At 42.8% G+C, this 14,565-nt stretch carries 15 protein-coding genes and 3 tRNA genes; 4 read left to right on the top strand and 14 right to left on the bottom strand.

Annotation, left to right across the window (positions count from 1 at the left end; all coding sequences use genetic code 11):
* Positions 1-356: 356 nt before the first annotated feature.
* The 5 genes from ACZ481_RS08245 to ACZ481_RS08225 all read right to left on the bottom strand — a co-directional run bounded on the left by ACZ481_RS08245 (position 357) and on the right by ACZ481_RS08225 (position 3,443).
* On the bottom strand, positions 357-965 hold the full coding sequence (locus ACZ481_RS08245; RefSeq protein ID WP_464769670.1) for a helix-turn-helix transcriptional regulator: 609 nt from the start codon (positions 963-965) through the stop codon (positions 357-359).
* 99 nt (positions 966-1,064) lie between these two features.
* Positions 1,065-1,289: a hypothetical protein gene (locus ACZ481_RS08240; RefSeq protein WP_464769669.1), complete on the bottom strand. Its 225-nt coding sequence runs from the start codon at positions 1,287-1,289 to the stop codon at positions 1,065-1,067.
* A gap of 221 nt (positions 1,290-1,510) precedes the next feature.
* Positions 1,511-1,681 carry a helix-turn-helix domain-containing protein gene (locus tag ACZ481_RS08235; RefSeq protein ID WP_464770597.1) on the bottom strand — a complete coding sequence of 57 codons (171 nt, stop codon included), beginning with the start codon at positions 1,679-1,681 and terminating at the stop codon, positions 1,511-1,513.
* A gap of 161 nt (positions 1,682-1,842) precedes the next feature.
* Complete coding sequence (locus ACZ481_RS08230; protein WP_464769668.1) at positions 1,843-2,856, bottom strand: hypothetical protein; 1,014 nt, start codon at positions 2,854-2,856, stop codon at positions 1,843-1,845.
* Between the two features lie 2 nt (positions 2,857-2,858).
* Complete coding sequence (locus ACZ481_RS08225; RefSeq protein ID WP_464769667.1) at positions 2,859-3,443, bottom strand: CT583 family protein; 585 nt, start codon at positions 3,441-3,443, stop codon at positions 2,859-2,861.
* A gap of 161 nt (positions 3,444-3,604) precedes the next feature.
* On the opposite strand from ACZ481_RS08225, the gene ACZ481_RS08220 reads away from it, so the two are divergent.
* Positions 3,605-3,952 (top strand): helix-turn-helix domain-containing protein, encoded by a 348-nt coding sequence (locus ACZ481_RS08220; protein WP_464769666.1) that lies wholly within the window; start codon positions 3,605-3,607, stop codon positions 3,950-3,952.
* Positions 3,953-3,997: 45 nt separating this feature from the next.
* Here the strand turns inward: ACZ481_RS08220 and ACZ481_RS08215 are convergent, their stop codons facing one another.
* Positions 3,998-4,201, bottom strand: a complete 204-nt coding sequence (locus ACZ481_RS08215; protein WP_464769665.1) for a hypothetical protein — start codon at positions 4,199-4,201, stop codon at positions 3,998-4,000.
* Between the two features lie 409 nt (positions 4,202-4,610).
* On the opposite strand from ACZ481_RS08215, the gene ACZ481_RS08210 reads away from it, so the two are divergent.
* The gene (locus ACZ481_RS08210) at positions 4,611-4,997 is read left to right on the top strand and encodes a helix-turn-helix domain-containing protein (protein ID WP_464769664.1); all 387 of its coding nucleotides are present in this window, start codon (positions 4,611-4,613) and stop codon (positions 4,995-4,997) included.
* A 995-nt stretch (positions 4,998-5,992) separates the two neighbouring features.
* Here the strand turns inward: ACZ481_RS08210 and ACZ481_RS08205 are convergent.
* Positions 5,993-6,901 (bottom strand): tyrosine-type recombinase/integrase, encoded by a 909-nt coding sequence (locus ACZ481_RS08205; protein ID WP_464769663.1) that lies wholly within the window; start codon positions 6,899-6,901, stop codon positions 5,993-5,995.
* Between the two features lie 321 nt (positions 6,902-7,222).
* The gene (locus ACZ481_RS08200) at positions 7,223-7,612 is read right to left on the bottom strand and encodes a zinc ribbon domain-containing protein (protein WP_464769662.1); all 390 of its coding nucleotides are present in this window, start codon (positions 7,610-7,612) and stop codon (positions 7,223-7,225) included.
* A 315-nt stretch (positions 7,613-7,927) separates the two neighbouring features.
* Here ACZ481_RS08200 and ACZ481_RS08195 point away from each other — a divergent pair, with 315 nt between their 5' ends.
* On the top strand, positions 7,928-9,121 hold the full coding sequence (locus ACZ481_RS08195; RefSeq protein WP_464769661.1) for an MFS transporter: 1,194 nt from the start codon (positions 7,928-7,930) through the stop codon (positions 9,119-9,121).
* Between the two features lie 281 nt (positions 9,122-9,402).
* Here the strand turns inward: ACZ481_RS08195 and ACZ481_RS08190 are convergent, their stop codons facing one another.
* The 4 genes from ACZ481_RS08190 to ACZ481_RS08175 form a co-directional block, all read right to left on the bottom strand.
* Positions 9,403-11,043, bottom strand: a complete 1,641-nt coding sequence (locus ACZ481_RS08190; RefSeq protein WP_464769660.1) for a sensor histidine kinase — start codon at positions 11,041-11,043, stop codon at positions 9,403-9,405.
* Positions 11,044-11,177: 134 nt separating this feature from the next.
* Positions 11,178-11,253, bottom strand: a tRNA-Val gene (locus ACZ481_RS08185).
* Positions 11,254-11,329: 76 nt separating this feature from the next.
* Positions 11,330-11,404: transfer RNA gene (locus ACZ481_RS08180), tRNA-Glu, on the bottom strand.
* Positions 11,405-11,407: 3 nt separating this feature from the next.
* A tRNA-Asn gene (locus tag ACZ481_RS08175) sits at positions 11,408-11,483 on the bottom strand.
* A gap of 171 nt (positions 11,484-11,654) precedes the next feature.
* On the opposite strand from ACZ481_RS08175, the gene ACZ481_RS08170 reads away from it, so the two are divergent.
* The gene (locus ACZ481_RS08170) at positions 11,655-12,767 is read left to right on the top strand and encodes an aminopeptidase (protein ID WP_464769659.1); all 1,113 of its coding nucleotides are present in this window, start codon (positions 11,655-11,657) and stop codon (positions 12,765-12,767) included.
* Between the two features lie 39 nt (positions 12,768-12,806).
* Here ACZ481_RS08170 and speE read toward each other — a convergent pair whose 3' ends face one another.
* Positions 12,807-13,643, bottom strand: a complete 837-nt coding sequence (gene speE / locus ACZ481_RS08165) for a polyamine aminopropyltransferase (protein ID WP_464769658.1) — start codon at positions 13,641-13,643, stop codon at positions 12,807-12,809.
* Between the two features lie 244 nt (positions 13,644-13,887).
* Positions 13,888-14,424 carry a YmaF family protein gene (locus ACZ481_RS08160; RefSeq protein WP_464769657.1) on the bottom strand — a complete coding sequence of 179 codons (537 nt, stop codon included), beginning with the start codon at positions 14,422-14,424 and terminating at the stop codon, positions 13,888-13,890.
* Between the last annotated feature and the right edge of the window lie 141 nt (positions 14,425-14,565).

Here is a 14,565-nt window from a genome sequence, read left to right as displayed (position 1 = left end):
ATACTCCTTTGAATTATCTATTGTCTACACTGAAGGTAATTCTAGATTCTACAGCAGTATAACCCGCAGCATACATAAAAGCTGTAAACTCAGGTACAAGCCTGGGACGTACAAAATAAACACCAGATAAAGATAATGCCCACTTTGAATATGCTAAGTCTGATTCTTGATAATACACTGTAGGTTTAACCTTTGGTTCCTCCTGCAGGACTTTCTTTGTCTTGGCTATTGTGACCACTCCTTTGTCAAAATCAATGTATTTAACCCTTGATTTTCCTAGGTTTTTCAGGTAGTAAAAATAGCAGGTAAGGTGTTTGTATCAACCTTTCGTTTTTACTACCTGAAACCCTTAAAAACTATATAAAATATAATTGCGTTAGTTTATCAATAATGTACTGTGGTACTGGTTTTGAACCGGACTCCATACCTGAAATAAACTGTTGATTACAGTCTAATTCTTTGGCTAGTTCAACCTGTGATAACCGAAGAGACTTCCTTACTTGTTTAATGAGGTTTCCTGGTTCAATCTGTTGGCCTACTGTTGGCCCGTAAGCGTAATACTCTCGGTTTCCTATGTAAGTATACTTAATAACCATCAAGTCACCACAAGCACACTTAAGCGACTGTACATAATCATGTTGTATCGTGGTTTTACTACAAGACGAACATTGAAACAAATGTCTTTGCAGCTTAGTTACCTTTGCTTTGGCCTCCGTCCTAGCTTGCTTTAACACCGGATCATCTGTGCAAATCTCTAGTTTAACCTTTGGTTTATCTTTGGCTGGATTTACAGTTTCTTCTATATGTTCTATGTAATGATATTCTGCCTGTGATCCACATGCACAACTGTAGTTATTCCAGAGTTTACTACGCCATTCCTGACCACAGGTTTCACATACAAAGTAATGATTCCCCTGTTCAGAGTCGGCGCGAACGCCTTTTGAATATAATTCTTCTTTGGTCATATCTATTGCACCAATCCTTTGATTTAATAATGTTACTCATTATTAACCAACCTCCAGTTTATTAATTAATTTTGAGTGTATTTTACCTATATTCTTTATTTATTGGTTTTCCTTTTGTAATACATGAGACAGGCACATGTCCTCTAGCTTCTTCATTGTGTTCCTTAGTTCCATATATTGATACTGTCGGCCAGTCTGATCTAATGTTATTTCTTTGGGTAGTGCAACTAAAAGGCTTACAGAAATTATTAATCTGCAAAGCTCTATAGTTAAAAGCGGATTGACCTTTAGTAGTTCCATCATAGTGTTTTCAATGTTTTCCATTTGCTTTATCATCCTCCATATTTTTGAATCATGTGTTGTTTGTAGTTTTGGATAATCTCATGAAATAGTTTAGTACTGACTTTGGGAATTGTTGTTAAATTAGCATTACCTTTGATAATCTTAAGATCTTTGATTAATAAGCCGTCCTCCGTTAATAGATCAGCCAATATTATTACATCCTCATCATATGGCTTGAACTTAATTTCCCGGATTATTGTAAATCAACTCCTTAATTCCTTCACGCTTACATTGAGTGCCTTTGCAAATCTTACCCAAACATCAGGTAACGGCTCATAATGTCCGTTTTCGATTAAACTGCAGTATGTTCTAGTAATACCTGCAAGCTTTGCAAGTTTAGTAATAGACAATCCTTTGCGTGTCCTGGCGATCATAAGCCCAATACGCTTGTTAATACGAATCACCTCCTTTATTTGTCGAATGTTAAGTGATAAGTAAAACAAAAAACCCTGCCGCTATCGCAACAGAGTTTTTACCTTTCAATAATATATGTCGGGAAAATTGCATTTTGTCCGAAAATTTATTATAACATGAATTAACTACCATTGTCAATTATTTTTTTGTATTTCTCCATTTCAAGGTAATAATCTCTATAATTTTTTCCATTGGGTTTTGCGTCTAACCATTTATCTCGTGCATTTAAGTATTTCAATTCTAGCTGTCGCCGTTCATCTATTTTGACTGATCTTTTATCAAACACCTGTTGCTCACAGCCCTTATGTTTATCTGGCCCATTGGGATAAATCGCAAGAATTTCGTTATAGTAATATTTATTAATTACTATTTGTTTGCCTTTAACCTTATCAGTATAGCTAAAATAAGTTAATTGTTTATCTAATGACTTATCTCCAGTCCTACTACATGTAATTTCACCAAATTTACTGCAGTAATTTCCAGGACATACTGTATAAAGGTCATTAAAGGCAGCATGTAATCTTTTTATTCTTGTGCAATGCTTATTGCCCTTTCTCATTTCAAAAAGGTAAACAGGTTCTAATTTAGTATTGCACTCAGAATGTGCTTTAATATTAGTTACTAGAAATTCATATATATTGGGTCTATCATATCGGTTATCTAATTTGAATTCCTTAAATTTTTTCTTGATTTTTTCTTTAGCATAATTATGATAGTCCGATACTGTTGATTTAGGCATATTAAGCATTTTTGCAATTTGCCTAAAGTCTATTTTTTTTCCGATCATACCTTTGCGACCACGTTTAATAGTAACTTCGACATTATGTAGAAGTATGATTTTCTTTTCGATAGGAGTCAAGTCCTGTAATATAAAATTCATCAACTCACTATCAGAAATAATTTCAGATTCTATATCCTGATTTGACATTTCGTTAATATTCTTATCTTGCCAAATATGATAAGGAACATTGTTGGGATTAATAATCGGTTCTTCAGGCGGTATTATTGCATTAGCTGGTTTCCATTTTTTAAATGCTTCCCTAGCAGCCCTTTTCATTATTCTAGCTTCATATTCAAAATCACATTTATCTACTTTTTCATCAGTCCATAAGTTAGGCTCTCTATCTAACCACACCCCTATATCTCTACTCCCTTCATAATCTTTTGCACTTCTACTTCCGGAGGCTTATTCGCTAACTCAAGGTTCTCTTCGCGGAGTCTTTGGTTTTCTTCGGTTGTTGACGACAGTTGGTTCGCAAGATTGTTCACGCGCTGTTCCGCATCGGCTTTAGCGGCCTGTTCCAACTCAAGTTGTCTCTTAAGCTCTTGATATTCCTTATGAGTCGTAATGTCACCATTGAGTACCGCTTGTTTTAACTCAGGTGGAGCAGAGGGGGATGATATGTCATAAGCGAGTCTTTTTGGTAATTCTTCAATGATATCTTTACTGTCCAACTGTTGGACGATTAAGTTGTGGTAGTTAATTAAGTTATATGTCGTTTGTTTTTTAAACCCAATTGACTCTGCCCACTCAATAAAACAACCATACCTATTTTTCGCAAGTAACTCTTGAGCCTCCTTAAGTTCCCTGCCGACTTCAAAACGAGCTTTGTGGAATATACCTTCGATAGTGCATTCTTTTTTCTTAAGAAACTCTGCGGTATCGGGGTTGACGGTTGAGTAGTCGAAGGTTGGTACTTCGGTCTTGACCTCTGGTAGCATTTGGTTAGCTCCTTTCTTTTGTTTATTGCCTTTATGCGAATAATATCATCTTTCATGCGCATAATCAAGGTCTTAGGTGAATAAATTTTAAAAAATATTGATTTTAATTTTAAAAATCAGTATAATATTATTAATGGATATTAAAGGACGGATGATGATTAATGCAATCTATAGCTAAAACCCTAGGTGGACGCTTAAAAGACCTTCGCGAAGAAAAAGGAATGACTCAAGACTATGTTGCAGACCAACTAGGGGTAAGCCAGGCCGTTATAGCCAGGTATGAGACTGATATAATCAAGAGGCCAAAGCAAGAACACTTAGAACAGTTCGCTAGACTCTATGGTAGTTCTGTAGACTACCTTACAACCAATCCCTATAATATGGATCATATTCCTAGCGAAATAAAGAAGATGTTACATGATAAAGATTGCTTACCTTTTTTGGCCGAGGCTTATGTCCAATATCAACAGTTAAAAGCTCGACAAGCCATGCAGAAATTCTTAAAATAACTAAGGGCTGACCTGCGTCAGCCCCTTTTGTTTGTTCCTATGACCCTATACTGCCCCGCTGATTGCAATAGTTATATGGTACCGCTTGCCGGTTTCATCGGTAATTACTGGATCAATAACGGTGCAGCCTAAATCAAAGATAATTTCTTTTAAGGCTTCCTGCGCTTCGCTGATTGATTCAAAGGTATCAGTGGTGGTCATTAGGGTTCCTCCGGTGGTTTCGCTTTGGCTTTTAATAAATAATTTCATTTGTTGTCCCTCCTGTGTTGTTTTAATAAAAATAACCCCTGTTTAGCCCTTGTTCGTAATCCTCCACGGCTGTCCCCACAGTCACATCTTTCAATGTCTCCGCAATCTCTGGCACTATTGCTCTTAAGTCAGCATTGCAAATAATTTGAATCCAACTTTCAGTCCCCATGTGTTTACCAATCTCCCTTTACTCTTATTGAGTATATTATATTACTCTTATAGCGTAAAATAAACTTAGAAATTATGCCAAATTTTATCATATACGCTGATTTAAGTAGAATAGCAGAGATAATCTCTATTTATTGTAATATTTCTGTTTTTTACGCACAAAGCGAACTTTTACACTAACAGAGTAAAATATTATACTGTATTTATACATTAGGAGTAAATGTGGAATTAGAGGTGCAAAATGAAAATTGGACAAAGGTTAAAATCATTGCGTGTTGAAAGGAACCTTACTTTGAAAGAACTTGCAAAGAATACAAAACTTTCAATATCCTTCATTTCTGACATTGAAAACGGTAGACGGAACCCCAGCTTAGATAATCTCAACAAATTAGCACAGGGACTAGGTGTTTCTATTGATAGTCTTTTAATTTCAGATGATTCTGTTCAGGCCATTGAAGATAATCACGATATTGCCCAAGATTTAGAAATAATTATATCTATGTTAAAAGGCGATAAAGGTTTGTATTTTTATGGAAACCAAATGACCCAAGAAGCTAAAGACCTTATGTTGATTTCACTAGAGAACCTAATTCGCCTTTCTAGGCAAATCGCAAAAAACATGCCTTGACTCCCTCTCTATCTTAACCGCTTAATGTCCATTCCATAAACACAAATAAAAATGGGAACGGGGTTTTGATGGACATCAGTATTTACGCGGGTTTGAGGCATGTGATAAAAAAATGAGAACGCATAAGAGAGCGTTTTAAGCTTTTTAGTTAAGATAGGTACTTAAGTATTACTTATGAATACTAAAGATAAACGACAGCATAACTTAAGTTATCTATGGGATTGTAATCCAATATTTATTTAGCCAACAATATACTTTGTGCAGCGAAGCGAAACAAAGTTTGCGAAGCAATCCGTAACCCCATACTATAGTTCATACTTAAGTAGGGGTAATTGACTCTGCGGAGTCAATGGGCTGCGGCCCTTATTTAATATTTTTTTACTTGGATCGTTTACTTAATTTGATTAAATCCTTTAAGCGCAGTTCGCTTATCCTGTAGCGATAGCGGAAGGATTTACAGGCAGTTTCATCAACAGCGAAAAAAGACTATGACAAAACCATTATATTTTATATAGTTTTTAAGGGTATTTTGCGTAGAATTAAGGTTGTGATAGAATAGCCCATACCTTAATTTTACTACCTGATAAACCTAGGAAAATCAAGGGTTCAATACCGCAAATATGAGGGACTTCACCCCTGTATAAATACCAGGATAAAAACGCCGGGATATAACGTCCCGTCACGCTAAAATATCACTTCTATGCTCAAATTCTATATATTAAACAATGGTTTTGAACAATAAGTTTATCCCCTGGTATGTTTGTATTACCCCCAAATATTATCGCTGATTTCATTGAATAAAATATAGAATTACACCAAGGACACACAATACGACCCGTACCTTATAGGAGAAGTGGCTTTCGGTACAGCGCAACACACCCAGGGTATGTATAACGTATATCGCGGGTTTAAGCCTCATGGTGAGACTTTGGAATGACTGGCTATATCGCTCCCTCCAAACAAAAAAACAGTGGCTTATCACCACTGTTTTATCTTTAGTACAACCAATCCTTATTATCCAAGGGGTTATACTTAGCATGTTGCATCTTGATCTCCTTCTCATTAAGATTTAGATAAATCTTTGTAGTCTCTATATCCGCATGACCAAGGATCTCCTGTAGACTAAAAATATCTCCACCATTCAGCAGATAGTTCTTTGCGAATGTATGTCTCCACGTATGACTAGAGATTTTCTCACCAACAAGCTTAAGTTCCTTCTTAAGTTTCGCAAACAACATATTTAAACAACTATCGGTCATCTTTCGTTCTGCTCTAGGAGTTATAAAAAGCCAATCACAAGTTTCATCCTTAAGAAACTCACTACGCATTCTTATGTATTGCTTTAATGCTCTCCGTAGTGTTCTACTGACAGGAGCAAGACGTTCTTTTTGACCTTTTCCATCAATTCTTATGAGGTCACTGGTTATATTTAGGTCAGCTAATGTTAGGTTTATAAGTTCTCTTTTGCGCATCCCCGTAGAGAAGAACATCGCCATAATTACATAGTTTCTCATACCAAAATATGTAGTTCTATCGAAAGCATTTAGTAGCTTCGATATTTCTGCTGCCGTAAACGTGCGCATGACCTTTTTTTCAACTTTAGGAGGCTTTATCGTTTTCATTGGATTGTAATCAATGTAATCCTCTTGAAATAAGAATAGAAAGAATGTCCTAAGTGCTCTAAAGTGTTTATGTAGGGTTATCCCCCTACGTCCTTCTTTAAGCCCAACGATAAATTCCCGGATATGCTCTGTGTTAACCATAGAGATATCATATAGATTTTGCTCATAGAGGTATATGCTGAATTTTTTAAAAGTTTCTTCATATGTCCCAAGTGTTCTCCCGGTAACATTTTCGCCTTTTTTGGCTACTAAAAATATTTTTTTAGCTTCACTAATGTCCATACCTTATAATCCCCCTATATTACATAATGTAGGAGACTAAGAGCATAGTCCAAACGAACGAAATCAATTGAAACAACTAATGTTTTGCGTGTAAACCCTTGAGTTATGCTGTAGAAAAACACAAAAGCCGCCAACCTTAGGTATTTCCTAAGATCAGCGGCAGTTAACCATAATGTATTCTCCGGAGACCGGTGCTCTATCCCCTGAGCTACGGGCGCGTTATGTTGTCTTAGCCACGAATAAGATTATAACATACCAAATCGATCATGTCCAATAAAAATCATTATTTTTTTTAGGTTTTTATGAGACAAGGCAAAAACCCTACTTGGCATCAGTTGGTGTCTGGCAATATGGACACAGGCGCCATTCACGCTTCAGCTCCTTGCCGCAGGCAGTGCAGGCAGGTTTCAGGGCAAAACCGCAATAAGGGCAGGCCTTAAAATCGTCTTTAACCTGGCTCGCGCACATCGGGCATTTCACGGTCTCTTCCACCGGTATGGCCTCAATATCGATAATATCGTCGTTGCGCCGCGGTTTCATAGGCTGTTTGCGTCCAAGCAGCAGATATAACGGCAAAAACACAACCAGCGCGGCCAGAGTTCCCACAGCCCACAATAATGCGGTTCCGGTCTCCTGGCCCCGCCCTTTGGCGTCATTATAGACCCAATACGCGGCCAGCGCAGCAATCAATAGCCCAAAAGTCGTCATCATAAGCAACCGCCTCCCAGCAGCATTATTATACCATACCTTATCCAAGCAGGTAAAGAAACCTGGCTTGCGCACCAAGGCCTAAACTCCCCAGGCTTGAGGCGTATCGGGCCACTCTGGCCTGCAGCGCTGTGGTCATCAGTATTATAGCCTGTCCTGTATCAAAATGGCAACTATTTTTTAAATCGCGCCAAAAGCAGGCACAATTGCGCCAGATACCAGCATACAGCCGAAAACAGCCTTTTATCGGGTTTGATATTTTTACCTTATGAGCCTATTATTAGTAAATAGTATTTTGCAATACAAAGGAGAAGTTATATGCCGCAAGACCAGCAGAAAGAACAGCTTTTTACGAAGCCGCTGATTCTTTTAACATTAGGACATTTAATTACCGACTTCGGTCAGGGGGCATTGCCTGTATTGCTGCCCTTCCTAAAAACGGCCTTTAACCTAAGTTATACCCAGGTTGGCGTCATTGTCCTCGTCCAGAATCTAACCTCCTCCGTAATACAGCCGGTATTTGGCTACCTTACCGATCGGGTTTCACTACCGTGGTTAATCCCCGCCAGTGTGCTGGTTGCCGGCATCGGCTTAGCGGTCATCGGCCTCATGCCTTCGTACTCTACCTTACTGCTGGCAGTAATTATTGGTGGTTTGGGAATTGCCTGCTTTCACCCGCAGGCCTCGAAGTCCACCCACCTTATTAGCAATGCGGCAACCAAGGGCCGCAGCATGGGCCTATTTTCAGTGGGCGGCAATCTGGGGCTGGCCCTCGGCTCCATCGCAATGTCAATAGCGCTTAATGCCCCGGGCGTATTAACAAACACCTTATATTTCATCATCCCGGGGTTAATCATGTCATTCTTGCTGTATACCAACCTTCAGGCCCTTTCCCCGCAGCAACCGGTCGTGCAGTCAGCCGCTGCTTCCCAGCCGGCGGCAGTCGCAAGCCGGCCGCTAAACTACAGCCTGCTCGCCGTCCTCCTGGGCTTTATATTTGTAAGATCCAGCATTCATACCGGCCTGACTACCTATATACCAATGTACTATATTGAATTTTTATCAGGCAGCCCGGTATATGCCAGCTATCTTTTAGCCGTTTTCCTTTTCGCCGGGGTTGTCGGCACCTATGCCGGCGCGGCGTTGAGCGACCGTTTTGGCCGCAAGACAGTTATTATGGGTTCTATACTCGCCACCTTGCCGCTAATCAGTTTATTTCAATACTCCAGCGGTTTTGCGACCTTGCTCATACTGGCCTTAACCGGCCTGGCCCTCATATCCTCCTTTGCCACAACAGTAGTTCTCGCCCAGGAAATGATGCCCGGCTATGTCGGCATGGCTTCAGGCCTGACGATTGGTTTCAGCATCGGTCTGGGCGGCATCGGGGCTACTATTTTAGGCTATATCGCCGACCATTTCGGCGTCCCCAGCGTATTTACCGTATTGTCAGTATTGCCGCTTGTCGGTCTGGCCCTGGCCTCATTTTTGCCCGGCAGGCTGTTTAAGCGTTAACTTTGCCTGATTAAAACACAGCCTTTCGCAAACCCGCTCTGCCGATCTTGTCATAGGAAGAAAAAGTGAAGGCCTATATGAACCGAGCCCCTGATGTTGGACAGTTGTGAAGTCCGGATCAGGGGCTCTGCTTATATTTAATCTCGAAGTCCACCTATCTAAATGATAAAGAAACACGGCTTGCGCCGAGCCTTAGCGGCAGCGGAAGCCGATGTCGCCCTTATCCAGGCGGAAAGTCATACTTTCTTACAGGCTAAAGAAGTGCGGATAATGCTCAAATCTCATACACCAAAATTGCATTGCTTATCTACGGTCAGCACCACGCTTTCATCCCCTGCCGCCGGCAATAGGACAGTAAAGACAGTGCCTTGGCCCACCTGACTGTCAACGATAATCCTGCCGCCATGGTTCTGCACAATACTGTAGCATACGGATAAACCAAGCCCTGTGCCATATTCCTTCGTCGTAAAAAAGGGAGTTCCCAGTTTCTCAACAATTTCCCGGGGGATGCCGTTGCCGTTATCTTCTATTGTTATCGCCATCATTCCCTGCTGCCGGCCCATGGATACAATGACCCGCCCCGCATAAGGCACCGCTTCCACAGCATTTTTCAATAAATTAATAAATACCTGTTTAAGCTGGCAGATATCGCCGACGGTAACACAGCCTAACGGCGGCAGTTTTACCGTGACAACCGCATTTTTACTATGCAGCTGTCCCTCCATCAACAGGGTAACATCCTGCAGCAGCTTACAAATGTTCACCTTTTCAAACAATGGTTCTTTCGGCGGTCTCGCCAGCATTTGGAATTCACTAATCAAACTGTCTATTCGGCCGATTTCATCAACGATAATATCCAGGTGCTCTGCTCGCGGCGGCCGGTCATTGCGCCGCGCCATCAGCTGAATAAAGCCTTTTATTGCCGTAAGCGGATTTCTGATTTCATGGGCAATACCGGCGGCTAACTGATTAACACAGACCATCCGCTCCAGCCGCAGCTGTTCCCGCTCCCGCTCATGCCGCTTGGCCTGACGCCAGACACCGTATAAAAGTCCAAAGCAAATAGCTAGAAAAAAGAAGCTAGCCGCATCTTCCAGCGATTTGCTCAGAACTCTGGCATGCAGGGTATTAAGCGGCATAACCATAATGATTCGCCAGTCGGCATTGTTCAGGTCTGTATATATGAATACTTTATCCATGCCATCCAAAAACGAATTGAACTCCATTGTCCCTGCCGGCTCGTTCAGCATGCGGGCAAACTGCTCTCTGTAGGAAGCGTTTTCAGGATAAAGATCTGCCAGCCGGGGGTGATGGACTACCTGGGCACTGCTGTCGATAACAAAAATATACTGGTTTTCCGGCATCTGTTCCTGCAGGACTGACACACTTACTTCCCGGACAGGCACCTGCGCTGACAGGATTCCGGTTACCTGGTCACGGTCGTCGGTAATGGGAACTAATATGCTGATATAAGCATTCTCCAGATTTCCGTAAACCATCCGGTCGGAGACCACAACCTTTCCCGCCAGGACAGCCTTAAAATCCGCATTATGCTCTTGCCGGGGCAATAACCCGCCGGCGTCTGCAATCCGCCCCCTGCCGGCAACCAGGCGGCTGCTCCGGTCATATACAGCCAGATTAGCCAGGCCGAGCACATCCATTGCGGTCAATAAATCGCCTTGTACCAGATCAGGCTCAAGGCTTTTAACCCCCGGACAGGCAGCTAACATCTTGATTCCCGCCAGTCTGGTATCAAAATACATATCAAGGTAATTGGCCGCCACCGCCAGACGCTCCCGCTCGTCAGCCATTACCAGCCGATATTGATAATTAAAATAATTAACAATCAAGCCGCCGATTATCGTTATCAGAATGGTGCCAACCAGCCCTGACACCATTTTATTCTTACGTCCGGAAAGCAAGACTTGTCACCACCTTTTTTTGACACAATTCGCCAAAATTCAGACTTTTCCTGCAAAGTAAGCAGAGATTGCCGAATTTTTCACAAATAAACACAAAGAGAAGCTTGCGCCTAAACTGCAAGCTTCTCTTTGTATGGTGGGCGATGACAGGATCGAACTGCCGACATCCTGCTTGTAAGGCAGGCGCTCTCCCGGCTGAGCTAATCGCCCGTATTCGTGGGTTCGCTTCGTTCGTCAGTTCGTTCCTTTCGAACTCGCGATCTATCGAACCTCGAATCAACGAAGATGGTGACCCGTAAGGGAATCGAACCCTTGTTACCGCCGTGAAAGGGCGGTGTCTTAACCGCTTGACCAACGGGCCAGATGGCTCCTCGAGTAGGACTCGAACCTACGACCGATCGGTTAACAGCCGATTGCTCTACCAACTGAGCTATCGAGGAATCTTATAACATAATGAATTATATACTAGGTAAATTAAAAATGCAAGTAGTCGTTTATATTTTTATTGTCAATTGCCGCCTAGCGGAAATCCTTGATAAATAAAAGGATATTTTTGTTAAAACATCAAATACTGATATATATCAACAAAAATCATATAAGGAGGTAACCCCTTGGACCCACGGATAAAAACACTTGCCAAAAACCTGATTGGTTACTCAACCGGCCTTGCACGGGGTGAAAAAATATTAATCGAGATGTTTGACGATGCCCTGCCGCTGGCTAAGGCCCTGGTAGATGAGGCTTATGCAGTGGGCGGCATCCCCTTTCTGGAGCTTAAGAACAGCCAGTTGCAGCGGGCCTTGCTGCTGCATGCGACCAGTGAGCAACTCCGGCTGGCAGCGACCTGGGAAGAGGCCCGGATGCGCGAGATGGATGCCTATATTGCGATCAGAGCCAGCTTTAATATCACAGAAATGGCCGATGTTCCCGCCGCCCAGCTGCAGCGTTACCAGCAGGACTGGGTAAAGCCGGTGCATCTTGATATTCGCGTCCCCCAAACCAAATGGTGCATCCTGCGCTGGCCCAATGCCTCCATGGCACAGTCGGCCGGCACCAGCACCGAAGCATTTGAGGACTTTTATTTCAATGTGTGCAACCTGGATTATGGCAAAATGGCGAAAGCTATGGACCCGCTGGTCAGCCTCATGGAACAAACTGACAAAGTGAGTATTACCGGCCCCGGAACCGAGCTTACCTTTTCCATCAAGGGAATTCCGGCGGTAAAATGCTCCGGCCTCAGAAATATCCCCGACGGCGAGGTATATACTGCGCCTGTCAGGGATTCTGTGAATGGTGTTATTACCTATAATACGCCGGCTGTATACCAGGGATTCACTTATGAAAACATCCGCCTCGAATTTAAAGCCGGGAAAATTGTCAAAGCCACAGCCAACGCCACGGAGAAAATCAACAAGATATTCGATACCGATGAAGGTGCCCGCTTTATCGGCGAATTTGCCTTAGGTGTCAATCCTTACATTGATAACCCGATGAAAGATACTTTATTTGACGAAAAAATTAAAGGCAGTTTCCATTTCACCCCCGGCAACGCCTACGATGTCGCCTTCAATGGCAATAAATCAGCGATTCACTGGGACCTGGTCTGCATCCAGAACCCGGCCTTCGGCGGTGGCGAAATCCGGTTTGATGACAAGCTGATTCGCAAGGACGGGCGTTTTACCCTGCCTGAGCTGGCAGGCTTGAATCCTGAAAACCTGCAGTAATGTCAAAAGCGAGCCGGCCGGCTCGCTTTTTTACTGCACTTATTTTAATAAAGCCTGCACAAAGGTTGGTAAAGCGAAACAACTTTTTTGAATCTCCCGGTTGTGATAGCGGGTGCCCAGGTTTTCCGGAATTCGGTTCAGCTCGGCCTGGCTGGGATCATATTGTTTGGAGCCGATGGTAAAGCAATGCAGCCCGCTTGGATAGAGCGGGATATTCGCCAAATACAGGCGGGTAACGGGGAACAGGGACGAGATGTCAGCCTTAAGCCGTTTAATCAGGTCCTGATGAAAAAAAGGTGATTCTGTCTGCTGTACGAACAAGCCGTCAGGCTTGAGAGCCTTATGTACATTCTGATAAAAGGCGCGGGTAAACAGCCCTTCCCCCGGTCCGATGGGATCAGAGCAGTCTACGATAATCACATCATATTTGTTTTCCACTTCCTGTATATGCTTTATCCCGTCCCCAATTTTCAGCCGCAGCTTAGGATGGTTGTCATTTAAAGCCACGCTGATCTCTGGCAGGTATTTTTTGCTGACGTCCACAACCAGGCCGTCAATTTCCACCATCTCCACCACTTCAACCGACAGATGCTTAACGACTTCGCGGACGGTCCCGCCGTCGCCCCCGCCGATGACCAGAACCGTTTTGGGATCAGGATGCACAAACAACGGTACATGGGCAATCATTTCATGATAGATAAACTCATCAAAAACCGAAGTCTGGAATACGCCGTCCAGCACCAGCATCCGCCCAAACTCCAGCGAGTCAACTACCGCAACCTCCTGATATTCCGACCTGCCGGCATACAGGGTTTCCTTAATCCGCGCGGTAAGACCCAAATTTTCAGTTTGATATTCCGTAAACCATAACTCCATTAATTAATCCTCCTTATTTATTTTAACTCTTATAGCTTCCCCTAATTCACATAATTTGTTCAGACCATTTATTATAAAGCCATAGTAAATACATCGCCAATACCGCAAAGTGCTGTAATCTTTTACCGGCCTGCTTAGTTTCTAGTTTAGCGCCTGCGGCGGTACCGGTCAATAGCCAACGCACACGTTTACAGCCGAAAAAACAGCCTTCTGCACTAGTGCTGAAGGCTGTTTTCGCAAGCTGTTATTCTTCTTCCGGCCGCTTGCCATACTTGTATTTGTATTTATATTTAGGCAGATCACAGCAGTCATCGTCATCATCGCAGCAGTCGTCATGATCGTCGCAGCAATCATCATCGTCATCACAGCAGTCATCGTCGTCATGGTCACAACAGTCATCTTCATCAGTGTCGCGGTCAGATGGCCCAAGACCGGTGGCACCGGTAAAGCTATGGCAATGCTTATCCTCTTCACTGGTCGTGCCATCGAAATAATGAACATGACTACAGTCAGGCATTTCAATAGCCGGGCCTGTCATGACATCTTCCGTATGCCAGTGGCCGCATACGCCTTCCTCGACGATAAATGAAGTCCGGCCATGGATTCGGTGAACATGGCACCTGCCCCGTTCCCGGGCCGGACCGCTCACGCCCAGAATAATATGCTGATGATCATCAGCGACATCAACTTCAGTAAGATAAGTATGCACATGCGGCATATTGGGCCGGGGTTTATTGTGGTGGTGATGTTTAGATTTACGTTCTTCTTCACTAATCGGCATAGGTTGTCGCACCTCCAAAAAAAAGATTTCCTACACCATATCCTATGCAGTCTGCCGGGCAATCGCCACTATTATTTAAGTTTACATATTACAAAGATGTGTCAACTTAAATTAGGGAAGCATATAGTATAGTAACAAGTA

This window comes from Sporomusa intestinalis (genome assembly GCF_055383785.1).
The sequence above is the reverse complement of the archived record's forward strand: the minus strand, read 5'-3'. Positions and strand labels throughout refer to the sequence as shown.